The following is a 23,875-nucleotide window of genomic DNA, read 5'->3' as shown; positions in this document are numbered from 1 at the left end:
TTGTCGTTTTTTGAGGTGCTGGGAGGGCGACCTGGGTAAGGTCGCCGGATCTTCAGCGGGTTGTTGCGAGTTCTTGTTGAACGCTGGCAACAGTGCGAGGCCAAGGTTTACCAGCCTGAACCTTCGCTGGCAAGGCCTTGATCGCGGAATCAGCTGCCGCGCGGCTCGGGAAACTGCCGTAGGTGATCACGTAGAGAGGCTTGCCGTTGAGCACTTTCTTGAAATAACGGTACTCGCCACCCTGCTCTTTCACGAACGCCTGGGCGTTGGCTTCGGAGCTGGTGCCGAGGATCTGCACCACATAGTTCTTGGCCGGTTGGCTGCCGTACCAGCCGCTGCCGGCAGCGGCCTTGGCCACGGTCACCGGTTTTTCAGCGGGCTTGGCGGCTGGCGCTAGCTTGGCCGCAGGGGCTGGCGTCGGCTTGACCACTGGGGCCGGGGCTGGGGCAGGCTTGGCGGTGGCGACCTGGGTCGGAGCAGGCGTTGGCTTGGCCGCCGGCACAGGTGCCGGGCTGGCTGTTGCGCCAGGCGGTGGGGCCACGGTGGTAACGGTTGGCGGCGTGGCGCTGGAGCCTTCTACCGGCACGCCGTCGTCGCCTTCGGAGATAGCGCCGGCTTCTTCTGCCAACGGGCCACGCATGACCGGCTGGCCGACCATCGGCAGGTTGGTAGGCTGGCCGGAGCCGGCAAACTCAACGGCAGGTGCGCCGTTGGTAGTGGGCTTGCCCAGTGGCAGTTGCGCCTGCTCGGTCGGCGCGCCTGGCGCGGTCGGAGCCTTATTGCGGCCAGGAATCAACCAGGCGGCGGCGACGGCAACCACGACTACAGCAGAAATCGCCAGTACGTGTTTCTTCGGCATGGTGAACCCCATCTTTGGACGCTTAACCGCAGAGCGGCTGGCAATCATTGCTTCGATCATTGCATCCCGGGCCACCTGGTTGATGGTGCCAGGCCAGCCGTCGGAGCTTTCGTGAATATCAGAGATCTGCTGGGCAGAGAAAAGTTCGATGCCCTGGCCCGCACCTTCAAGGCGCTGGGCCAGGTACTCGCGGGTTTCTTCTTCTTCGTAGGGCTGCAATTCGATGACGTGAAACAGCTCTTGCTCGCCACTGAGCTGCTCCAGATCGGCAATCAGCGACGCCTCACCGAACAGGAACACATGGGGACGACCTTCCGGCGTACCCGCCGCCAGCGCCAGCAAGGCTTCGAGGGCAGATTCGTCGAGCTGCTCGGCGTCGTCCACCAGCAGGTAGACTTCCTGGCCGGTCAGGCCCAGTTGTACCACTTGCTTGAGAATCGCGGTCGGCTCGGCATTGGCCACGTCCAGCGCCTGGGCAACCTGGCGCAACACGCCTGCCGCATCGCCGGCGCCGCGGGCGGAAACCACCACGCTCTGCACCGATTGTTTGTTGGTGCTGGCCACCAGTGCCTGGCGCAGCAGGGTCTTGCCACTGCCCAAAGGGCCGGTGACCACCAGCAGCAACTGGCTATAGCGCGCCAGGTGGTGCAACTGCCCCAGCACCGGCTTGCGCTGCGCAGGGAAAAACTTGAAACCGGGGACCCGTGGCGCAAAAGGGTCGTGGCTCAACTGGTAATGGCCGAGGAAAGCCTCGTCGGCATGCAAACTAGTCATCGGGATCTGGTTAACCTTTCAGCTGGGCCAGGGCGCGGTAATCCGCTCCCAGCGTGGCCTGTAGAATCTCTTTCGGATAATCGTCGGTCACTACCGCTTCGCCCATTCGGCGCAACAGCACCAGACGCAAACGACCATCGATCACTTTCTTGTCTATCGCCATATGTTCAAGGAAGTCAGCCTCGGTCATTTCCTCGGGAGGAATGACCGGCAACCCGGCACGCTGGAACAGGCGGATACCGCGATCACGCTCTTGGGCACTGATCCAGCCCAGGCGTTGCGACATCTCCAACGCCATCACGGTGCCAGCCGCCACAGCCTCTCCATGCAACCAGACACCATAGCCCATGTGGGTTTCAATCGCATGACCGAAGGTGTGGCCCAGGTTCAAGGTGGCGCGTACGCCCGACTCACGCTCGTCGGCATTGACCACCAGGGCCTTGGCCGCGCAGGAGCGGGAGATCGCTTCAGTCAGCGCGACCTGGTCCAGGTTACGCAAGGCATCGACGTGTTCTTCAAGCCAGGTCAGGAACGGCTCGTCACAGATCAGCCCGTACTTGATGACTTCCGCCAGGCCCGCCGACAGCTCGCGGGGTGGCAGGGTGTTGAGGGTGGCAGTATCGATCAGTACGGCATTGGGCTGGTAGAACGCGCCGACCATATTCTTGCCCAGGGGATGGTTGATGCCGGTCTTGCCGCCCACCGACGAGTCGACCTGGGACAGCAGGGTGGTCGGCACCTGGATAAAGTCCACGCCACGCTGGTAACACGCCGCAGCAAAGCCGGCCATGTCGCCGATCACGCCGCCGCCAAGGGCGACCACCGTGGTACGCCGGTCGTGGCGCGCGGTGAGCAGCCCGTCAAAGATCAGTTGCAGGGTTTCCCAGTTCTTGAACGCTTCGCCATCGGGAAGAATCACCGAGATCACCGAATACGCCGCAAGGCTGCGACTCAGACGCTCAAGGTAGAGCGGCGCCACTGTCTCGTTGGAGATGATTGCCACTTGTCGCCCGGCAATATGCGGCGCGAGCAACTCGGGCTGGTCCAACAAACCTTCGCCAATATGGATCGGGTAGCTACGCTCGCCAAGATCGACCTTAAGTGTCTGCATGTGTCCCCGCGCTGAAGATGGAAGCAGGCGTCCTGCCCTGTATTAACGTTGTTGGCACCGTCGAGATCGGACGTTGCCTGATGGCTCTACGCCACACCTCGAACGGCTGCAACGCGTTGCCGAGGATAGCGCATTTCGGCCCTGGCTTTAACGGGGCGCTAGTTGCTGCAAGCGCTCGAGAATATCGATTACGACCATGCGCGGTGGCCGTTCATCGGTTTCCACCACCAGATCGGCGATTTCCCGATAAAGCGGATCGCGCAGCGTCAGCAAGTCCCGCAGGGTTTTCTCGGGGTTGGCGGTGCGCAGCAATGGCCGGTTGCGATCACGCGCAGTGCGTCCGACCTGCTGCTCGACCGACGCATGCAAATAGACCACCCGACCGCCGGCATGCAGCGCCCGTCGGTTTTCCTCGCGCATCACCGCGCCGCCGCCGGTGGCCAATACCACGCCATCGCAGCCGCAAAGTTCGGCAATCATCGCCTGCTCGCGGTCACGAAAGCCCAGTTCGCCTTCCTTATCGAAGATCCACGGGATATTGGCGCCCGTGCGCAATTCAATTTCCTTATCGGAGTCTTTGAATGGCAGGCGCAGCTCTTTGGCCAGCAAACGGCCGATGGTGCTTTTTCCAGCCCCCATCGGCCCTACAAGAATCAAATTTCGCACAGAATCAACGACTCACAGCAATCGCCTGGTTATTCATAATACGCGGAGTCAGGAATACCAGCAGCTCGGATTTTCTTTGGGCAACGACATCACGCCGGAAAAGGCGGCCAAGATACGGCACATCGCCCAAAAATGGCACTTTATCTACCACCTTGCTTTGGTTTTTGGAGAAAACCCCGCCAAGGACAATGGTCTCGCCATCCTTGACCAGAACCTTGGCAGTGACCTCGTTCTTCTTGATCGGCGGCACATCGTTGAGTTTGTTCAGGTAGTCCGGCTCATCCTTGGTCACCCGGACTTCCATGATGACCTGATCATCCGGCGTGATTTGCGGCGTCACCTCCAAAGAAAGCGAGGCCTCCTTGAACGAGACCGAAGTCGCCCCCTCGGAAGTGGCTTCCTGATAAGGAATCTCGGTGCCCTTGAGAATCCGCGCGGTCTCCTTGTTGGAGGTGACCACCTTGGGCTGGGAGATCACTTCGCCGTTGCCGCCTTTTTCCATGGCCGTGAGTTCCAGGTCCAGCAGCACGTTATCGGTGATAAACGCGACGCCCAGGCCAGAGCTTGCGTTAACCACGCCCAGGTCAACGAACGGCGAGCTATCGGGCGGCTCACCCTCACCTGGTGTTTTATTGCCAACCCCACCACCGCCCCAATTACCTTTATTGCGCAGCAAACCACCCCAGCGCACGCCCACGCTTTTGTCATAGTCGACATTGGCTTCGACTATCCGCGCCTCGATCATCACCTGCCGCACCGGGATATCCAACTGATTGACGATGCGCCGCAGCTCCTCCAGGCGCTCCCCCGTCTGGTAGGCGATGATGTTGTTGGTACGGTCATCTACCGTCACCGAACCACGCTCATCGGCCACACCTTCAGGCCCGCTCACCGACTGGAACAGCTTGGCCAACTCGGCCGCCTTGGCGTAATTGACTTGCAACAGCTCCCGCCGCAAGGGCGCCAGCTCGGTCATCAACTTGCGCGACTCCAAGGCCAGCAGTTCGCGAGAGGCCAGTTCCTCAGCCGGCGCCACCAGCAGCACATTGGCCGTCACCCGCTTATCGAGCCCCTTGGCTTGCAGCACCAGGTCCAGGGCCTGATCCCAGGGCACGTCCTTGAGGCGCAGGGTAATCGAGCCCTGCACATCATCGCCGGCCACCAGGTTGAGGCCAGCCACGTCGGCAATCTGCTGAAGTACTGCACGAACCTCGATGTCCTGGAAGTTGAGAGAGAGCCTGTCACCGCTATAGGCCCCACGCCCGGCGCCCAAGGGCGAAGCACCGGGAGGCGGCAGTTGAATCAGGTCAATCCGCTTGGGCACAGCCTCAGTCATCGGTGCCGTGAACGCTATCCATAGCGCCACACCGAAGGACGAAATAATCCTTTTCATTTTTTGCTTCCGTTATGAGTTCACGTTCAACACCAAGGTGCGCGGGCGCTCAAGCCAGGCACCCTCGCCATCGGGAAAAAGTTCGACCAGCTCCAACTGCCCCTCATGGATCGCCACGACACGCCCATGGTCGGTCCCCAGGTAATCCCCCACCGCCAGGCGATGAACACCTGCCGCGCCGCGCAGCAGGGCAAATGTCTGCGCGCCCAGGGACAAGGTGCCGACCATCTGGAACTGGTCCACGGCAAAACCTTCGAGAAACTGCCGGGGGCGGTCGAAGTCCGGCGCAGGTCCGGCTTTGCCGGTGGGTCGACTGGCGGGCTGGTCCGCTGGCTGGAAGGGATCACGCACGGGTGGCGAGCTGGAGACAACCCGCGGCCCCGCCAATGCTGCAGGCGTTTCGTCCGCAAGCGGCAGCACCTGCTGGCGAATCAATTGCAACTCGTCATTCAACGCCTGCAACTGCGGGTCACGCTCGCATCCAGCCAGAAGCAGCAGGCTCAGGCAGGCAACCTTGAGGCGGTTCATGGTAAGGCTCCCTGGTTGCCGTACCTGTAGGTCTTGGCGAGCATCGTCAGGCTCAACAATGCGCCATCCTGGGGACCCTCAGGACGAATGACAAAGTCATGCAGGGTAACGATATGCGACAACCCAGCCACCCCACTGATGAAAGCCAACAGATCGTGATAGGTACCGAGCAGCCTGAGCTGCATCGGCCGCTCGACGAACCCGGGCTGCACCTGCTCCTCCTGCACGCTGAGTTGCTCGAGCAGCACCCCGCTGGCTTGCCCCAGCCGGGCGAAGTCTTCCAGCAGGCCGGGCATTTGCGTCAGTGTCGGCATTTGGCGCAACTGCTCGTTGAAGGCGACACGTAGGGTTTCAAGCTCGCGCACTACCCCTTCATGCCGGGCAGCTAGCCGGGCTTTTGCAGCAAACTGCTGGCGCAGCGCTATTTCTCCCGCTTCCCGGCGTTGCAACACCTCGCGGGCGCTGCTCAGGTAGACAGCATCCCCCGCCACCAGCACCAGCGAGGCGAGTACCGCGCCCACCACAAGCCTGCCAGCCAGCGGCCAGCGAGCGGTGTTGCGGTACAGCGTGGAGAGTTGCGGGAGTGCCAGCCCTGGCGGGCTGGACACGAGGCTCACCGCTGCGTCTCCCGGTGCTCCCCATGGTCCACCATCAACTGGAAGGCGCTGCCCGCACCACCCTCCTCGGCCCGGACATGCCGCAGATTGGGCGCGCGTAGGGTGTTGGAAGCTTCCAGGCTGCGCATCAGCCGGGCGACATCATCGCTGGACACCGCCGTGCCGGTGACCTCCACCGATGTGCCACTGACACTCACCTCGCGCAGTTGAACGCCATCCGGCATCGCCCGGGCCAACTGCTCGAACAAATCCTGGCCGAATGCGCGATGACCCTGTAGGTCTTCGACCACCTTCATCCGCTCCATCAGTTGCTGACGCTGTTCGCGCAGTTCGTCGATGGTCTTGATCCGCGAGTCCAATACCGTGACTTGCTTGCTCAAGTGGTTGTTACGGGCCACTTGCCGATCAATCGCCCGGTCAATGACCCGGTCGGCCAGCCATACGGCGGCCAATGCAATAGTGGTGATCACCAACAGAAAAATCAGGAAAAACCTGCGACGGCGCTCAGCGCGCTCTTCACGCCAGGGTAAAAGGTTGATTCTTGTCATCAATCGAAACTCCTGAGGGCCAAACCGCAGGCGACCCGCAATCCCTGGGCATCGGCTGCCCATTGTGCACTATTGATCCCACTCCCCGGCGCTATCCGGGCGACCACCTGGTAGGTCATCCGCGCCATGGCAAACGCCTCTACATCCACCACTCGCGCAACCAGGCCAGCCATGGCCAATACCGCTTCGCGCGCTTCCACCTGCTCCTTGAGACACGCCACAAGCAGCACATCAACATAACCGGGTTCACGACCCGATGGGCCCTGGACCTGAAAATCAATGGCTACCTCATCCAGCGGATAAGGAATGTACTGGTCGGCTTCACAGCGCAAGCGCTGCTCCATCTCGTCGGGCTCAAGCCCCGCCTCCAGCGCAACCACCCTGCTGATCACCGCAGGGCCCGCCACGGCAACTGCGGCATGCGTGACCTGGATCTGCGCCCGGAACAATGCCTTGGAAATGGTCTGCGCGACAACCTCCAGATCAACGATATTACTGTCGACCACCGCATGACCCGGCAACGGCTGGCTCGCATATGCACGCACCGCATAGTCCTCGCCGGCACGGGCCAGCTCCAGTACCTTGACGCCGCTGTCCTGGATGTCCACACCCAGTAAAGTATTGGCTTTTCGCCTGAAAAATCCCTTTCTCATAAAACTCCCTAAAGCTTTGCCTGTCTCAGGGCTGCTCAGTTGCGGGTTTGATGCATTCGGTCGGCTCGGTTGAGCGGCGCCCATGACGCCCCGAGGCGAAAAATGCTTTAATGCCCAGCGTTTTTTCCCGCTTTTTATCCGCAGGTCGGGTCGATACATTCCTAGTCATGCCTATCCCGACACCTAACTCATTCTTTTCTCTGGAAATCCAAAAGCCTTGATTCGTCTGCTGAAGTTTTTCGGGTACTCCTTCGTCGCGATCGTTTGCGGGCTGCTGCTCGTGTTCAGCGGCGCCTATCTCTACCTTAGCCCGGGATTGCCCTCGGTAGAGGCCCTGAGAAGTATCCAGTTGCAGATTCCTTTGCGGGTCTACAGCAGCGATGAAAAACTGATCGCGGAGTTCGGCGAAATGCGCCGCACCCCGATCCGTTTCGCCGACATTCCGCCCAATTTCATCAATGCCCTGCTGTCGGCCGAAGACGATAATTTTGCCAACCACTATGGCGTCGACCCCAGCAGCCTGGTGCGCGCGGCTACGCAACTGGTAAAAAGCGGACACATTCAATCGGGCGGCAGCACCATCACCATGCAGGTGGCGAAGAACTTCTTCCTCACCAGCGAGCGCAGCTTCTCGCGCAAGGCCACGGAAATCCTCCTGGCGCTGCAGATTGAACGCCAACTGACCAAGGACGAAATCCTTGAGCTGTACGTCAACAAGATCTACCTGGGCAACCGCGCCTATGGGATCGAGGCGGCGTCTCAGGTGTACTACGGCAAGTCGATTCGTGACGCCAGCCTGGCACAAATGGCAATGATTGCCGGCCTGCCCAAAGCGCCATCGCGCTTCAACCCGCTGGCCAACCCGGCCCGCAGCAAGGAGCGTCGCGACTGGATCCTGGGGCGCATGTACAAGCTGGGCAAGATCGACCAGAACGCCTATGAAACGGCGGTGGCCGAGCCGTTGAATGCCAGCTACCACGTACCGACGCCAGAAGTCAGCGCGCCGTACATCGCCGAGATGGCCCGCGCCGAAATGGTCGGCCGCTATGGCAGCGATGCCTACACCGAAGGTTTCCGCGTCACTACGACCATTCCGAGCAACTTGCAGGAAATAGCCAACAACGCCGTGCATGAAGGGCTGATCACCTATGACCAGCGCCATGGCTACCGTGGGCCGGAATCGCGCCTGCCGGGCAAGACCCTGAGCGCGTGGACGGTCGAACTGGGCAAGCAGCGCTCCATCAGCGGCCTGGATCCCGCCATCGTCACCCAGGTGAAAAAAGACGGCGTGCAGGTACTGACCCGCAGCGGCGAAGAACATGTGGCGTGGGACAGCATGAAGTGGGCGCGACCCTTCCTGAACACCAACAGCATGGGGCCGATGCCCAAGCAGCCATCGGACGTGACCCAGGTCGGCGACCTGATCCGCGTGCAGCGCCAGAAGGACGACAGCCTGAAATTCAGCCAGGTCCCGGTCGCCCAGGGTGCCCTGGTGTCCCTGGACCCGCAGAACGGTGCGATCCGCGCCCTGGTCGGTGGCTTCGCCTTCGAGCAGAGCAACTACAACCGCGCCACCCAGGCCAAGCGCCAGCCGGGCTCGAGCTTCAAGCCATTTGTCTACAGCGCCGCGCTGGATAACGGCTATACCGCAGCCAGCCTGGTCAACGACGCGCCTATCGTGTTTGTCGACGAGTACCTGGACAAGGTCTGGCGTCCGAAGAACGACACCAACACCTTCCTCGGGCCGATCCGCGTGCGCGAGGCGCTGTACAAGTCGCGCAACCTGGTGTCGATCCGCTTGCTGCAGGCGATGGGCGTGGGCAAGACGATCGACTACATGACCCGCTTTGGCTTCAACAAGCAGGACCTGCCGCCCAACCTGTCCCTGGCCCTGGGCACCGCCACCCTCACCCCGATGGAAATCGCGACGGGCTGGAGTACGTTTGCCAACGGCGGCTACAAGATCACGCCGTACCTGATCGACAAGATCGAGAGCCGCAACGGCGACACGTTGTTTGTTGCCAACCCGCCGAGCGTACCCAACGGTGTCGCCGCCAGCGATGGCCTGGCCGCCCCTGCCAACGGCGGCATCACTATCGAGCCTGTGCCTGGCGCTGCCCCCACCGATGCCGCAGCCGTCCCGCAAACACCGGCGGTGGCTGAGCGCGTGGTTGACGGACGTACGACCTACATCCTCACCAGCATGCTGCAGGACGTGATCAAGCGCGGCACCGGCCGCCGTGCGCTGGCCCTGGGCCGCACGGACCTGGCGGGCAAGACCGGTACCACCAATGAATCCAAGGATGCGTGGTTCTCCGGCTACAACGCCGACTACATCACCACCGTCTGGACGGGTTACGACCAGCCGGAAAGCCTCGGCCGCCGCGAATACGGCGGCACCGTCGCGCTACCGATCTGGATGAGCTACATGGGCGGCGCCCTCAAGGACAAGCCGGCCCACACCCAGGCCGAGCCGGAAGGCATCCTCAGCCTGCGCATCGACCCGATCAGCGGCCGCGCTGCAGCACCCGGCACGCCGAATGCGTACTTTGAGCTGTTCAAGAGCGAAGACACGCCGCCGTCAATGAATGAACTGGGGAATGGCGTGGCACCGGGCAGCCCGTTGCCTGCGGATGAGTCGGCGCCGATCGATCTGTTCTGATTAACACAGACCCCCTTGTGGGAGCGGACTTGCTCGCGAAGGCGGTGGGTCAGTCACCAAAAAATGCCGACTGATCCACCGCCTTCGCGAGCAAGCCCGCTCCCACAAGGGGTTATATGTAGATGTCTAGTCCTGAAATAGGTTTACACCTGTTTCAGTCTCAAAACGCCCGATGCACCGCATCGGGCGTTTTGTATTTCAGGGACAGGTGTGGCCGTTCCCCGTTGTAGATCAGCACCGATTCATCCACCATTTTCACTGCTTCCGCCAGGTTTTTAGGGCGGCACAGCAAAAGCTCGGTCTTCAAGATCCCGTTTATCCTTTCTGCCAGAGCATTCTGGTAGCAGTCATATCCGTCGGTCATTGAGCATCTAACGTTATGGCTAGCGTGCAAGCGCTGGTAAAGCTCGGAGCAGTATTGGGCTCCACGGTCTGAGTGATGGATCAGTGGCAGCTTGCTTCGACGTTTGCTAATTGCTTTTTCCATCGCTTTGATCACCGACTCGGTATGCAAGCTCTCATGCACATGATGGCCTACGATCTTGCGCGAGTAAGCGTCTGTCACGAGGCTCACGTAGGCGACGCTTTCCTGTGTCGGAAGGTAGGTTATATCTGCGACCCAGACATGCTCGGGCCTGCTGGCAACGATTTGTCCTGGACCCTCTTTGAGCAAATTCGGATGGCGGCGAAAGCGGTGATGGCTGTCCGTCGTTTTGTGGTAAGCCCGTTTGCGCACCACCAGTTCTCGAGCGTTGCGCAAGATGCTAAACAGGCGGTCTCTACCGACCCGCACTGGCGCGCCAACTTCGACGCTCATCAGGTAATGCAGCTTGCGCGTGCCTATCCTGGGCTGGCGGCGGCGCTTTTCAAGAACAAAGTCCATGACCTCTTGATCTTGACGAGTCCTTGCGTCAAAAGCTCGATTACGTTGGTAATACGCTTGGCGCGAAATGCCCATGAACAGGCAAGCCCTGGTGATGCTCAGGTCTTGGATTTGCCCTTGCGAGAGGACTTGCCGAGTCGCTTTTTTACGACGCAAACACCGTAGTCATTCTTCAGAACATTCACGACGGCTTCGAAGAATTGCGCCTTCTGATTGCTTAGCGCCAGCTGTTCTTCGAGCTCTTTGATCCGCTGCTCGGGTGTCAGCGGGAGGGTTTGCTCGGTCATGGACCTGCTCCTCGGCTCTCGAATTGAGGCGCCTTGGCTCCAGTCCTGCCGGCCATGCTTGCGTAGCCAGACCAGTACCGTGGACCGGCCCTGAATGCCGTAGCGCCGTTGAGCCTCTTTATAACTCAACTCGCCCTTTTCGACCTGGTCTACGACCGATAATTTAAAGGCTAGCGTGTAGTCACGCTGGCTCCGCCTTTTGCCCGAATCCATTGGTTCCTCCTGAAGATAGGTCAGAAGGTGTAAACCTTATTCAGGACGGGACAAGAGCCACAAAAAAGCCCCGGCTCGCAAGAGCCGGGGCTTTTTGTTGGTGCGCTACAACGGCTTAGCCGTTGAACACATCATCCACGCTTTGCAGCGGGTAGTTCTTCGGATACGGCAGGGTTGCCACACCGGTCTCGATGGCGGCCTTGGCCACGGCATCGGAGATCACGGTGATCAGGCGCTTATCCATTGGTTTGGGAATGATGTACTCACGGCCAAATTCCAGTTTGCCGCCACCGTAGGCGTCGCACACGTCCTGAGGTACCGGCAGCTTGGCCAGTTCACGCAGGGCGTTGGCAGCAGCCACTTTTATCTCTTCGTTGATGCGCTTGGCGCGAACGTCCAGGGCGCCACGGAAGATGAACGGGAAGCCCAGTACGTTGTTGACCTGGTTCGGGTAGTCCGAACGGCCAGTGGCCATGATCACATCGTTACGGGTGGCGTGTGCCAGTTCCGGGGCGATTTCCGGATCAGGGTTCGAGCAGGCGAACACGATCGGGTTGGCCGCCATGGACTTCAGGCCTTCGGCGCTCAGCAGGTTCGGGCCGGACAGGCCGACGAACACGTCAGCACCATCCAGTGCGTCTGCCAGGGTGCGCTTGGAGGACGGGTGGGCAAACATCGCCTTGTACTGGTTCAGGTCGGTACGCTCGGACTGGATCACGCCCTTGCTGTCGACCATGTAGATGTTTTCAAGGCGGGCGCCCATGCTCACAATCAGCTTCATGCAGGAGATGGCCGCAGCGCCGGCGCCCAGGCAGACGATCTTCGCGTCGGACAGGGTTTTGCCAGCGATTTCCAGGGCGTTGATCATGCCGGCTGCGGTAACGATCGCGGTGCCGTGCTGGTCATCGTGGAATACCGGGATGTCGCACTGTTCGATCAGGGCCTTTTCGATCTCGAAGCACTCAGGTGCCTTGATGTCTTCCAGGTTGATGCCACCGAAGGTGATGGAGATGCGCTTGACGGTGTCGATGAAGGCCTGTGGGCTTTCGGAGTCGACTTCGATGTCGAAGACGTCGATGCCGGCAAAGCGCTTGAACAGTACGCCCTTGCCTTCCATCACTGGCTTGGAAGCCAATGGGCCGAGGTTACCCAGGCCAAGAATCGCGGTGCCATCAGAAATCACTGCAACCAGATTGCCCTTGCCGGTGTATTTGTAGGCCAGTTCGGGATCGCGGGCGATTTCACGCACGGGCTCGGCTACACCGGGGCTGTACGCCAGCGACAGGTCGCGGGCGGTAGCAGTGGCTTTGGTGAGCTCGACACTCAGCTTTCCTGGACGAGGATGGGCATGATATTCGAGAGCGGCAGTTTTCAAATCAGACATATCGGCATTCCGCTTTTTACTGTTGGACGACGGATCGCCGAGGATACTCGCCTCGCAAAGTCCCCACAAGACTGAGTAGTCACAGGTGTCAAGGGCCCTACCCTACGACTTTCGGCCAAGAGCCACGGGATACAAGGCCTACAACTGTTCACAATCGATAGAAAAAATGTCTACAATTTTTCTTATTGTGCCAATTGCAGCATGCCGGGATCGGTCAACGGGAGCAGCCAACGCGCCTGGCCACTTTTCAGGCCGCCACGCCGAGAGCGGTCCACCACCCAGCCACGGGCCTCGATATCCTGGCCTTGCAGGCGCCGGAGCAAGGCGTCATCGAATTGTCCGACAAGATTGGGTGCAACCCGTAATACCAGAGAGCCCTGCAATTCGATCCAGATCCCGCCACGATTGCGTTCGACCTTGCTTACGCGGCCACTGACCACGGCAAAGCCCGACTGCCTGATTTGCTCGGCTTTCTGCACGGGTGACTGGCGCCACAGGCCCAACCTGGCAGCGCGCGCACTGCGCTCGGCCGCCTGCTGGCAGGCGACCAAGTCGACATTCGGCGCCACCGCCACCAAGAATCCGAGGCCCTCGGCGAGCAGTTGGGCCTCCAGGTTTGCGCCGTTGGCCCCATAAAGATGGGCCAGGGTCCGCCCGTAACGGTCCTTGCCCTCACGGCCCGACACCACCCCGACCCGACCACCACTGGCATCCACCAACCCTTGCAGGCGTTGGCGCGCAGCCACGGCGAATGGCTCGTCCGGGCGGCCTTTCTTGCCGGTCTCCGGGGCATTGACGCCGATCATCCGCACACTGCGGCCGTCCTTGAGGCGGACGGTGTCGCCATCGACCACGCGCTGCACCTCGAAGGTGCTGAGTGCAGTGGGCGTAGGGCAAAACACCTCGGCCTGGGCGACCGACAGCCAAATCGCAGGCACAAAAAAGGCGCCCGCAAGGGACGCCTTTTTCATTAGCAGGTAAAAGCCCATCAGGCTCTTGAACCTTACTCTGCTGCTGGAGCTTTCTTGCCGAAAGCACCGAAACGGTCGGCGAAGCGCTGTACACGGCCGCCAGTATCCAGAGTCTTCTGCTTACCGGTGTAGAACGGGTGGCACTCGTTGCATACGTCAGTACCCAGTGGCTTGCACAGGTTCGAACGAGTTTCGAACTTGTTGCCGCAGCTGCAAGTAACTTGGATGGTTTCGTACGCTGGATGGATATCGGCTTTCATGGTGTCTTCCTCAGGCTAGCGTGCCGCCACTCGACACTATTGTCGAATACCGCACGTAATTAGGCCGCGGATTCTACCAGAGCTTTTTAAACGCGCAAGCGCCGCCATGCCCCCTTTCATCAGAAACTGTGGCAGGACACTCCCCTGCGGGTCTGCTAGGCTCGCGCCCTTCTCCACCGCCTGCCATATGAGAACCTCCCGCGTGCCCGACGCCATTTTGCGCCTCGCCCTGCCCTCGCCCCTGCGCCGCTTGTTCGATTATCGGGCGCCTGCCGGTGTGGTGCGGGCGCAGTTGCAGCCAGGGATGCGCGTGCGCGTGCCGTTCGGCCGGCGGGAGATGATCGGGATCCTGATCGAAGTGGCGGACCACAGCGAAGTGCCGGCAGAAAAGCTCAAGCCGGCCCTGGCCATCCTCGATGCCACGCCACCGCTGCCGGCGTCGCTGTTCAAGCTGTGCCTGTGGACCTCCCAGTATTACCAGCACAGCCTGGGCGACACCTTGAGCTGGGCGTTGCCGGTGCTGTTGCGCCAGGGCGAGCTGGCCGAGGCCCGCCAGGAGCGCTTCTGGTCGATGGCCCCCGGCGCGCGCCTGGACGACCCGCGCATCGCCCGCGCCCCGCGCCAGCGTGAGGCCCTGGCCACCCTGGCGCAGCATCCCCACGGCGTTGCCCATCAGTTGCTGAGCAAACTGATGTTGAGCAAGGACAGCCTGGACCTGCTGCTGGCCAAGGACCTGGTGCAAGTGGAAATCCGTCGCCATGCCCCCGGCGAGCGCCATGAGCACTGGCTGGCCCAACCGGAACTGCCGCTGAACCCGGAACAGCGCGCCGCCTTTGAAGCCATCAGCGCTGGCGCCGACAGCTTCCACGCGTTCCTGCTGGCCGGCGTCACCGGCAGTGGCAAGACCGAAGTCTATTTGCAGTTGATCCGCGAAACCCTGGAAGCCGGTAAGCAGGCACTGGTGCTGATCCCCGAGATCAACCTCGGCCCCCAGACCCTGGCGCGCTTCGAGCAACGCTTCAATGCGCGGATTGCCCTGGTGCACTCGGCCGTCAACGACCGCGAGCGCCTGGAGTCCTGGCTTGCCGCCCGGGACGGCGAGGCCGACATTATTATCGGTACCCGCTCGGCCCTGTTCACGCCGATGAAAAACCCCGGCCTGATCATCATCGACGAAGAACACGACGGCTCTTACAAGCAGCAGGAAGGCCTGCGCTACCACGCCCGCGACCTGGCCCTGGTGCGCGCACGCCAGGAAAACATCCCGATTGTGCTGGGCTCGGCCACGCCCTCCCTGGAGAGCCTGCACAACGCCTATACCGGGCGCTACGGCCTGCTGCGCCTCAACGAGCGGGCGGGCGGTGCCAAGCAACCGCGTTTCCTGCGCCTGGATGTAAAAAGCCGGCCACTGGACAGCGGTATTTCCGGGCCGATGCAACAAGCCATCGGCCAGACCCTGGCTGCCGGCCAGCAAGTGCTGGTGTTCCTCAATCGCCGGGGCTTTGCGCCAACTCTGCTGTGTCACGACTGCGGCTGGATGTCCGAGTGCAACCGTTGCGATGCACGGATGACCGTGCACCAGCGCTCCGGCGAGTTGCGCTGCCATCACTGCGGCCATGTGGAACGGGTCCCGCGCCATTGCCCGCAATGCGGCAAAGTCGACCTGCGGCCAGTAGGCGCAGGCACCGAGCGCGCCGAGGAACGCCTGGGGATTCTGTTTCCGGACTTCCCGGTACTGCGGGTAGACCGCGACAGTACGTCGCGCAAGGACGCGATGAACCAGTTGTTTGCCACCATCCAGAAAGGCCAGCCCTGCATTTTGGTAGGCACGCAGATGCTTGCTAAAGGCCATCACTTCCCCCGCGTGACCCTGGTCTCGATCCTGGATGCCGATGGCGGGTTGTTCTCCGGGGACTTTCGCGCCAGTGAGCGCATGGCGCAACTGATCGTGCAGGTCGCAGGCCGCGCCGGACGTGCCGAGGAACCCGGCAAAGTGATCATCCAGACCCACTTGGCCGACCACCCACTGCTGATTCAACTGACAGAGCAAGGCTACTTCGCCTTCGCCGAGCAGGCATTGAGCGAGCGTCGCTCCGCCGGCCTACCGCCCTTTGCGCACCTTGCCCTGTTGCGCGCCGAGGCCCATAAACCGGGACAGGCCGAAGGTTTCCTGGATGAAGCATGCAGCGCGGCTGAACGTTTGCTCGGCGAGCTGGGTCTGAGCGGCATTGAGTTGCTGGGCCCTGTGCCAGCACCGATGGAACGCCGCGCCGGGCGTTATCGCGCGCAGTTACTCTTGCAAGCCAGCGCCCGTGCGCCGCTGCATCGCCTATTAAGTAGCTGGTTGCTTGCTCTGGAGCAAATGCCCAGCGGGCGACAGGTGCGATGGTCGTTGGATGTCGATCCGGTGGATTTGTACTGATAGATACATCGCTATCGCAGGCAAGCCAGCTCCCACATTTTGAACTGTGAACGACGTCAAATCTGGGAGCGGGCTGGCCCGCGATGAGGCCCGCAGGTCCAGTAACGGACCTTGATGGTTGGCAAGCCCGCCCTCGCACCGGATAATGTCCAGTTTTTCCACCTGCGCATCGCGCGCCGCCGCATGCGGTCGAAAGAGAACACCATGAAAGACACAATTCGCCAGTTGATCCAACAAGCCCTCACCCAACTCGTCAACGAAGGTGTGTTGCCTGAAGGCCTGACGCCGGCGATCCAGGTGGAAAACTCTCGAGACAAGACCCACGGTGACTTCGCCAGCAACATCGCAATGATGCTGGCCAAGCCTGCAGGCATGAAGCCGCGCGACCTCGCGGAAAAAATCATTGCCGCACTGCCGGCCGACCCACAGGTCAGCAAGGCCGAAATCGCCGGCCCTGGCTTTATCAATATTTTCCAGAACACCCAGGCCCTGGCTTCGCGCCTGGACGCCGCCCTGGCCGACGCCAAAATCGGCGTGCGCAAGGCCGGCCCTGTGCAGCGTGTGGCCATCGACCTGTCGGCACCCAACCTGGCCAAGGAAATGCACGTCGGCCACCTGCGCTCGACCATCATTGGCGACGGCGTGGCGCGGGTCCTGGAGTTCCTCGGCGACACCGTGATCCGCCAGAACCACGTGGGTGACTGGGGCACCCAGTTCGGCATGCTGATGGCGTACCTGCAAGAGAACCCCATCACCAGCAACGAACTGTCGGACCTGGAAAACTTCTACCGCGCTGCCAAAAAGCGCTTTGACGAATCCGAAGAGTTCGCCAATCGCGCCCGTGGCCTGGTGGTCAAGCTGCAGGCCGGCGACCAGGAATGCCTGGAGCTGTGGGCACGCTTTCGCGATATTTCCCTGTCCCACTGCCAGAAAATCTACGAACTGCTGAACGTCAAGCTGACCATGGCCGACGTCATGGGCGAAAGCGCCTACAACGACGACCTGATCAATGTGGTCAACGACCTCAAGGCCAAGGGCTTGCTGGTTGAAAGCAACGGCGCCCAGTGCGTGTTCCTCGACGAATTCAAGACGGCCGACGGCGAGCCGCTGCCGGTGATCATCGTCAAGGCCGACGGCGGCTATCTGTACGCCACCACTGACCTTGCAGCCGTGCGCTACCGCAGCGGCGTGCTCAAGGCCGACCGTGCGCTGTATTTCGTCGACCAGCGCCAGGCCCTGCACTTTCAGCAAGTGTTCGAAGTGGCGCGCCGCGCCGGTTTCGTCACCCACCCGATGCACATGGAACACATGGGCTTCGGCACCATGAACGGCGCCGATGGCCGCCCGTTCAAGACCCGCGACGGCGGCACCGTGAAGCTGATCGACCTGCTGAACGAAGCCCAGGAGCGTGCCTACAACCTGGTGAAGGAAAAGAACCCGGAACTGGCCGATGCCGACCTGCGCAACATCGCCCGGGTGGTGGGGATTGGCGCGGTGAAATATGCCGACCTGTCCAAGCACCGCACCAGCGACTACAGCTTCAACTTCGAGCTGATGCTCAACTTCGAAGGCAATACCGCGCCGTATCTGCTGTATGCCTACACCCGTGTGGCGGGCGTATTCCGCAAGCTGGGCAAGGATTTCAGCGAAGTCGACGGCCAGATCATACTGCAAGCGCCGCAAGAGCACGACCTGGCCGCCAAGCTGGCGCAGTTCGGCGAAGTGCTCAACAGCGTGGGCGAGAAAGGCACGCCGCATATTCTGTGCACCTACCTGTATGAAGTCGCCGGGTTGTTCTCCAGCTTCTACGAGAACTGCCCGATCCTGAGTGCCGACGACGAAACGCAAAAGCAAAGCCGCCTGCGCCTCGCCGCACTGGCTGGACGGACCCTCAAGCAAGGCCTGGAACTGTTGGGCCTGGAAACTCTGGAGCGTATGTAAGTTGGCAGCCAAGAAAAAACCTGCACCCAAGCGCGGCGCCAGCCGCTACCAGGCACCGGCCAAACAACCGATCCCGGGCTGGATGTGGCTGGCCATCGGCCTGTCGGTCGGTGCGTTTATCGTGTTCCTGATGAAACTGGAACCGGGCCAGGGTGAAGACGTCAAGCGGGTCAAGCAGGAGCAGCAGAAAGCCAGCAAGATCGCCGAAGCGAACAAGACACCACCGAGCCCGACCGCACCTGTGAAGCCGAAATACGACTTCTACACGCTGCTGCCGGAATCGGAAGTGATCGTGCCGCAAGACGCCGTGCCGGAGAAAACCCTGCCGACACCGCAGGTGCCGACGACCCCGGTAACCCCGGCGGAAGCAGCGAAGATCGACACCGCGCGGGCCCAGGCGGCACTGGCCGGGATTACCCCGCCACCGGCACCACCGGTCGCTACCACCAAGGCGGCGCCAGTGACCAAGTTCTTCCTGCAGGCGGGCTCGTTCCCCAAGCAGGCGGATGCCGATCGGGTGCGTGCGCAGATCATCCTGCTCGGGCAGACGGTGACGGTGGAGTCCGGGACGGTGAAGGAGGCGACCTGGTATCGCGTGTTGGTCGGGCCGTTCAGCAACCGTGAACAGCTGACCGTGGCGCAGAAACAACTGGCCGGGGCGGGCTTTAGCAACCTGCTGTTACAACAACGCCAGAGCCGTTGATCCACAGCCAACACGAATCAAATGTGGGAGCTGGCTTGCCTGCGATAGCCATAGGTATCTACACAACTTTCAGAAACTGACGAACTCCCCCGTGGCGAGCGGGCTTGCCCCGCGCTGGGCTGCGAAGCAGCCCTAAAACCAGCCGCTACGGAGTATCTGATACACCGCATACGGCTTACTGGGGCTGCTTCGCAGCCCAGCGCGGGGCAAGCCCGCTCGCCACAACTGCGCTATCTGCCTGGATCTAGGCGTTGCGGCAAAGTTGTGTAGATACCTATGCTGCGATAGCGGTGTATCAGTCAATATTTTCAGTGACTGGTACACCGCTATCGCAGGCAAGCCAGCTCCCACACTGGTTTTATAGTGCGCTCAAGCCTGTGCCAGCCCGCTAGACACCACTCGTCCGCACATCCTTCCTACGGTTGAAATCTCCCCCGCCACCCCCATATGAGTTCCATCAGGGCATTTTCGCCCCGCAGCGTGGAGACTCTCCCCTTGACCACCATCGTTTCAGTTCGTCGCCACGGCAAAGTCGTCATGGGCGGCGACGGCCAGGTTTCCCTTGGCAATACCGTGATGAAAGGCAACGCCAAAAAAGTGCGTCGCCTGTACCACGGCCAGGTCCTTGCCGGTTTTGCAGGGGCCACCGCTGACGCCTTTACCCTGTTCGAACGCTTTGAAGGCCAGCTGGAAAAACACCAGGGCCATCTGGTTCGCGCCGCCGTCGAACTGGCCAAGGAGTGGCGCACCGACCGCTCCCTCAGCCGCCTCGAGGCCATGCTCGCCGTCGCCAACAAAGACGCGTCCCTGATCATCACCGGCAACGGTGACGTGGTTGAGCCCGAGAACGGCCTGATCGCCATGGGTTCCGGCGGTGGCTATGCCCAGGCCGCAGCCAGTGCATTGCTGAAAAAAACCGACCTGTCGGCCCGGGAAATCGTCGAGACCGCCTTGGGTATCGCTGGCGATATCTGCGTGTTCACCAACCACAACCTGACCATTGAGGAGCAGGACCTCGCGGAATAAGCCGTCGGCTTTTTCCTGCTTGAGGACCACACACCACTATGTCCATGACTCCCCGCGAAATCGTCCATGAACTCAATCGCCATATCATCGGCCAGGACGATGCCAAGCGCGCCGTTGCCATCGCCCTGCGTAACCGCTGGCGCCGGATGCAACTGCCCGAAGAATTGCGCGTTGAAGTAACCCCCAAGAACATCCTGATGATCGGCCCGACCGGTGTCGGCAAGACCGAGATCGCGCGTCGCCTGGCCAAGCTGGCCAACGCACCGTTCATCAAGGTCGAAGCCACCAAGTTCACTGAAGTCGGCTATGTGGGCCGTGACGTCGAGTCGATCATACGTGATCTGGCCGACGCTGCCCTGAAGCTGCTGCGCGAACAGGAAATGACCAAGGTCAGCCATCGCGCCGAAGACGCTGCCGAAGAGCGCATCCTCGATGCCCTGCTGCCACCGGCACGTACCGGTTTCAATGAAGACGCCGCTCCCGCCTCGGATTCCAACACGCGCCAGCTGTTCCGCAAGCGCTTGCGTGAAGGCCAGTTGGACGACAAGGAAATCGAGATCGAAGTCGCCGAAACCTCCGGCGTCGATATCTCCGCCCCGCCTGGCATGGAAGAAATGACCAGCCAGTTGCAGAACCTGTTCGCCAACATGGGCAAGGGCAAGAAGAAAAGCCGCAAGCTCAAGGTCAAGGACGCACTCAAGCTGGTGCGCGACGAAGAAGCCGGGCGCCTGGTCAACGAGGAAGAACTCAAGGCCAAGGCCCTGGAAGCGGTCGAGCAGCACGGTATCGTGTTTATCGACGAGATCGACAAGGTGGCCAAGCGCGGCAACTCCGGCGGCGTCGATGTGTCCCGCGAAGGCGTGCAGCGCGACCTGTTGCCGCTGATCGAAGGCTGTACGGTGAATACCAAGCTGGGCATGGTCAAGACTGACCACATCCTGTTTATCGCCTCCGGTGCGTTCCACCTGAGCAAGCCAAGCGACCTGGTGCCGGAGCTGCAAGGCCGCCTGCCGATTCGCGTGGAACTCAAGGCGCTGACCCCTGGCGACTTCGAGCGCATTCTCAGCGAACCGCACGCCTCGCTCACCGAGCAATACCGCGAGCTGCTCAAGACCGAAGGCCTGGGCATCGAGTTCCTGCCCGACGGTATCAAGCGCTTGGCGGAGATTGCCTGGCAGGTCAACGAGAAGACCGAGAACATTGGCGCCCGTCGCCTGCATACCTTGCTTGAACGCTTGCTGGAGGAAGTTTCCTTCAGCGCCGGCGACATGGCGGGCGCGCAGAATGGCGTGGCGATCAAGATCGACGCCGACTACGTCAACAGCCACCTGGGCGAATTGGCGCTGAACGAAGACCTGTCTCGTTATATCCTGTAAGCCTTACGCAGGAACCGCTCTGCTTTAATCTGGGAGCGGGCTTGTGTGGGAGCCGGGCTTGCCCGCGATGGGATCGCCGCGTGGTGTCAGAAACACCGCAGTGATGCCATCGCAGGCAAGCCAGCTCCCACACAAGCCCGCTCCCACATTTTAAAGCCGGTTCCTTCAGGATCATCCATGAGCGGTTCCCCCAATGTCTAAAATGCCCACCGCCATCAATCTGCACAAAGCCTCCAAGACCCTGGCGCTGACCTACGGGCCGGACGAGGTCTATCACCTGAGCGCCGAACTGCTGCGGGTGCACTCGCCTTCCGCCGAGGTCCAGGGTCACGGCAATCCGATCCTGCAATTTGGCAAGCTCAATGTCGGCCTGACCAAGATCGAACCCGCCGGGCAATACGCACTGAAATTGACCTTCGATGACGGTCATGACAGCGGACTGTTCACCTGGGACTACCTCTACCAACTCGCCGTACGTCAGGACGCGTTGTGGGCCGATTATCTTGCCGAGCTCAAGGCGGCCGGAAAAACCCGCGACCCGAGCCAGTCCGTCGTCAAGCTGATGCTCTAACTCAGCCTTCTTGCTCATTAGTGGGCATTTTCTAATTTCATCTGCTTGAATGCCCTGTCGTGTGGCCAACGATTGGCCCGCTTGCGCATTAAATAAAACTCGGGTAACCAATGGAATTGGCAAGTTCCCTGCATTTGACGATGCGGTATCAACGGTCACCCGAGCAGCAGTACCAGGCTTGTGTTGTGCCTCGATAGTTGGGGCACAGCGGTACCCGGTACTCGTCTTTCGGACAATGGAGCGTCGTAGATGAGTAATAAGAATAACGATGACTTGAAACGCCAGGCCTCGGAAAACACCCTGGGGCTGAACCCGATCATCGCGTTACGCAAAAAGGATTTATTGGCTTCTGCGCGAATGGTGCTGACCCAGGCCATCAAGCAACCGTTACACAGCGTCAAGCACGTCGCCCACTTTGGCGTCGAATTGAAGAACGTGGTGTTCGGCAAGTCCGAGCTTGCCCCGGAAAGCGATGACCGTCGCTTCAACGACCCGGCCTGGAGCCAGAACCCGCTCTACAAGCGCTACCTGCAAACCTATCTGGCGTGGCGCAAGGAATTGCACGACTGGATCGGCGACAGCAACCTGTCGGAACAGGACATCAGCCGCGGGCACTTCGTCATCAACCTGATGACCGAGGCCATGGCGCCAACCAACAGTGCCGCGAACCCGGCCGCCGTCAAACGCTTCTTTGAAACCGGTGGCAAGAGCCTGCTCGATGGCCTCTCGCACCTGGCCAAGGACCTGGTCCATAACGGCGGCATGCCGAGCCAGGTGAACATGGGCGCCTTTGAAGTAGGCAAGAGCCTGGGCACCAGTGAAGGCGCGGTGGTGTTTCGCAATGACGTGCTGGAGTTGATCCAGTACAAGCCGATCACCGAGCAGGTGCACGAGCGTCCGCTGCTAGTGGTACCGCCGCAGATCAACAAGTTTTATGTATTCGACCTGAGTCCGGACAAGAGCCTGGCGCGCTTTTGCCTGCGCAATAACCAGCAGACCTTTATTGTCAGTTGGCGCAACCCCACCAAGGCCCAGCGCGAATGGGGCCTGTCGACCTACATCGAGGCGCTCAAAGAGGCGGTCGATGTGGTGACCGCGATTACCGGTAGCAAAGACATCAATATGCTCGGCGCCTGCTCGGGCGGCATCACCTGCACCGCGCTGCTGGGCCACTATGCGGCGCTGGGCGAGAAGAAGGTCAACGCCCTGACCTTGCTGGTGAGCGTGCTGGACACCACCCTTGACACCCAGGTGGCCCTGTTCGTCGACGAGCAGACCCTGGAGTCAGCCAAGCGCCACTCCTACCAGGCCGGCGTCCTGGAAGGGCGGGACATGGCCAAGGTCTTCGCCTGGATGCGCCCCAATGACCTGATCTGGAATTACTGGGTCAACAACTACCTGCTGGGCAATGAGCCGCCGGTGTTCGACATCCTGTTCTGGAACAACGACACCACGCGCCTGCCCGCGGCCTTCCATGGCGACCTGATCGAGCTGTTCAAGAACAACCCGCTGATACGGGCCAATGCCCTGGAAGTGTGCGGTACACCGATCGATCTCAAGCAGGTGACAGCCGACATCTATTCGCTGGCAGGCACCAACGACCACATCACACCGTGGCAGTCCTGCTACAAGTCGGCGCAGTTGTTTGGCGGCAAGGTGGAGTTCGTGTTGTCCAGTAGCGGGCATATCCAGAGCATCCTCAACCCACCGGGCAACCCGAAGGCGCGCTACCAGACCAGCGAAAGCATGGGCGAGAAGGCCTTGGACTGGCAGGAAAACGCCACCAAACATACCGACTCGTGGTGGCTGCACTGGCAGGGCTGGATAGGGGAACGCTCGGGCAAGCTGAAGAAAGCACCTACGAGCTTGGGTAACAAGACTTACGCAGCGGCAGAGGCTGCACCCGGCACATACGTTCACGAGCGCTAAGGCAAACACTTTTGCGCGATTGAAATGGGATCAAATGTGGGAACTCGGTCAGGGTGGGAGCGGGCTTGCTCGCGATGCAGGCAACACGGTGTATCTGT

The 23,875-nt window shown here is 61.0% G+C and carries 19 protein-coding genes and 1 pseudogene; 8 read left to right on the top strand and 12 right to left on the bottom strand.

Features of this window, described 5'->3' with window-relative positions; genetic code table 11:
- Positions 1-52 precede the first annotated feature (52 nt).
- The 8 genes and pseudogenes from JTY93_RS01890 to pilM all read right to left on the bottom strand — a co-directional run bounded on the left by JTY93_RS01890 (position 53) and on the right by pilM (position 7,149).
- Positions 53-1,633, bottom strand: a complete 1,581-nt coding sequence (locus tag JTY93_RS01890) for an SPOR domain-containing protein (protein WP_205477346.1) — start codon at positions 1,631-1,633, stop codon at positions 53-55.
- Positions 1,634-1,643: 10 nt separating this feature from the next.
- Positions 1,644-2,744 (bottom strand): 3-dehydroquinate synthase, encoded by a 1,101-nt coding sequence (gene aroB, locus JTY93_RS01885; protein ID WP_169992065.1) that lies wholly within the window; start codon positions 2,742-2,744, stop codon positions 1,644-1,646.
- A gap of 147 nt (positions 2,745-2,891) precedes the next feature.
- The gene (aroK, locus tag JTY93_RS01880) at positions 2,892-3,410 is read right to left on the bottom strand and encodes a shikimate kinase AroK (RefSeq protein ID WP_029296072.1); all 519 of its coding nucleotides are present in this window, start codon (positions 3,408-3,410) and stop codon (positions 2,892-2,894) included.
- 4 nt (positions 3,411-3,414) lie between these two features.
- Positions 3,415-4,746: a type IV pilus secretin PilQ gene (locus JTY93_RS01875; protein ID WP_205477369.1), complete on the bottom strand. Its 1,332-nt coding sequence runs from the start codon at positions 4,744-4,746 to the stop codon at positions 3,415-3,417.
- A 69-nt stretch (positions 4,747-4,815) separates the two neighbouring features.
- Positions 4,816-5,184 (bottom strand): annotated as a pseudogene (locus tag JTY93_RS28830) (pilus assembly protein PilP); the annotation flags it as partial.
- Between the two features lie 143 nt (positions 5,185-5,327).
- Positions 5,328-5,948, bottom strand: coding sequence for a type IV pilus inner membrane component PilO (locus JTY93_RS01865; protein ID WP_205477344.1), 621 nt, complete (start codon positions 5,946-5,948; stop codon positions 5,328-5,330).
- A complete protein-coding gene (locus JTY93_RS01860) occupies positions 5,945-6,496 on the bottom strand; it encodes a PilN domain-containing protein (RefSeq protein WP_205477343.1) in 552 nt (183 codons plus the stop codon). The genes JTY93_RS01865 and JTY93_RS01860 overlap by 4 nt, the downstream gene beginning before the upstream one ends.
- Positions 6,496-7,149 (bottom strand): type IV pilus biogenesis protein PilM, encoded by a 654-nt coding sequence (pilM, locus tag JTY93_RS01855; RefSeq protein ID WP_205477342.1) that lies wholly within the window; start codon positions 7,147-7,149, stop codon positions 6,496-6,498. The genes JTY93_RS01860 and pilM overlap by 1 nt, the downstream gene beginning before the upstream one ends.
- Before the next feature lie 220 nt (positions 7,150-7,369).
- Between pilM and JTY93_RS01850 the strand changes: the two genes are divergently transcribed.
- Positions 7,370-9,811 carry a penicillin-binding protein 1A gene (locus JTY93_RS01850; RefSeq protein WP_375373152.1) on the top strand — a complete coding sequence of 814 codons (2,442 nt, stop codon included), beginning with the start codon at positions 7,370-7,372 and terminating at the stop codon, positions 9,809-9,811.
- 160 nt (positions 9,812-9,971) lie between these two features.
- Here the strand turns inward: JTY93_RS01850 and JTY93_RS01845 are convergent.
- The 4 genes from JTY93_RS01845 to rpmE form a co-directional block, all read right to left on the bottom strand.
- Positions 9,972-11,194, bottom strand: a protein-coding gene (locus tag JTY93_RS01845; RefSeq protein ID WP_205480962.1) for an IS3 family transposase whose coding sequence is annotated in 2 segments (ribosomal slippage) — positions 9,972-10,843 and positions 10,843-11,194 — 1,224 coding nt in all. Because the reading frame shifts where the segments join, the coding sequence is not laid out codon by codon here.
- Between the two features lie 115 nt (positions 11,195-11,309).
- Positions 11,310-12,578 (bottom strand): malic enzyme-like NAD(P)-binding protein, encoded by a 1,269-nt coding sequence (locus tag JTY93_RS01840; protein ID WP_205480600.1) that lies wholly within the window; start codon positions 12,576-12,578, stop codon positions 11,310-11,312.
- Between the two features lie 182 nt (positions 12,579-12,760).
- Positions 12,761-13,567, bottom strand: coding sequence for a thermonuclease family protein (locus tag JTY93_RS01835; RefSeq protein WP_205480598.1), 807 nt, complete (start codon positions 13,565-13,567; stop codon positions 12,761-12,763).
- A 14-nt stretch (positions 13,568-13,581) separates the two neighbouring features.
- Complete coding sequence (rpmE, locus tag JTY93_RS01830) at positions 13,582-13,809, bottom strand: 50S ribosomal protein L31 (protein WP_169992051.1); 228 nt, start codon at positions 13,807-13,809, stop codon at positions 13,582-13,584.
- Between the two features lie 202 nt (positions 13,810-14,011).
- Here rpmE and JTY93_RS01825 point away from each other — a divergent pair, with 202 nt between their 5' ends.
- The 7 genes from JTY93_RS01825 (at position 14,012) to phaC (ending at position 23,777) form a co-directional block, all read left to right on the top strand.
- Complete coding sequence (locus JTY93_RS01825) at positions 14,012-16,231, top strand: primosomal protein N' (protein ID WP_205480596.1); 2,220 nt, start codon at positions 14,012-14,014, stop codon at positions 16,229-16,231.
- A gap of 204 nt (positions 16,232-16,435) precedes the next feature.
- On the top strand, positions 16,436-18,172 hold the full coding sequence (argS, locus tag JTY93_RS01820) for an arginine--tRNA ligase (protein WP_029296047.1): 1,737 nt from the start codon (positions 16,436-16,438) through the stop codon (positions 18,170-18,172).
- 1 nt (position 18,173) lies between these two features.
- Positions 18,174-18,875, top strand: a complete 702-nt coding sequence (locus JTY93_RS01815) for an SPOR domain-containing protein (protein WP_029296044.1) — start codon at positions 18,174-18,176, stop codon at positions 18,873-18,875.
- Between the two features lie 495 nt (positions 18,876-19,370).
- Positions 19,371-19,901: an ATP-dependent protease subunit HslV gene (gene hslV / locus JTY93_RS01810; protein WP_017738857.1), complete on the top strand. Its 531-nt coding sequence runs from the start codon at positions 19,371-19,373 to the stop codon at positions 19,899-19,901.
- Positions 19,902-19,939: 38 nt separating this feature from the next.
- A complete protein-coding gene (gene hslU, locus JTY93_RS01805; protein ID WP_205518968.1) occupies positions 19,940-21,277 on the top strand; it encodes an ATP-dependent protease ATPase subunit HslU in 1,338 nt (445 codons plus the stop codon).
- Positions 21,278-21,470: 193 nt separating this feature from the next.
- Positions 21,471-21,848 carry a gamma-butyrobetaine hydroxylase family protein gene (locus JTY93_RS01800; RefSeq protein WP_205477653.1) on the top strand — a complete coding sequence of 126 codons (378 nt, stop codon included), beginning with the start codon at positions 21,471-21,473 and terminating at the stop codon, positions 21,846-21,848.
- A 249-nt stretch (positions 21,849-22,097) separates the two neighbouring features.
- On the top strand, positions 22,098-23,777 hold the full coding sequence (gene phaC, locus JTY93_RS01795; protein WP_029296037.1) for a class II poly(R)-hydroxyalkanoic acid synthase: 1,680 nt from the start codon (positions 22,098-22,100) through the stop codon (positions 23,775-23,777).
- Positions 23,778-23,875: the final 98 nt, after the last annotated feature.

Origin of the sequence: Pseudomonas hygromyciniae (genome assembly GCF_016925675.1) — a bacterium.
Taxonomy (GTDB): domain Bacteria; phylum Pseudomonadota; class Gammaproteobacteria; order Pseudomonadales; family Pseudomonadaceae; genus Aquipseudomonas; species Aquipseudomonas hygromyciniae.
The sequence above is the reverse complement of the archived record's forward strand: the minus strand, read 5'-3'. Positions and strand labels throughout refer to the sequence as shown.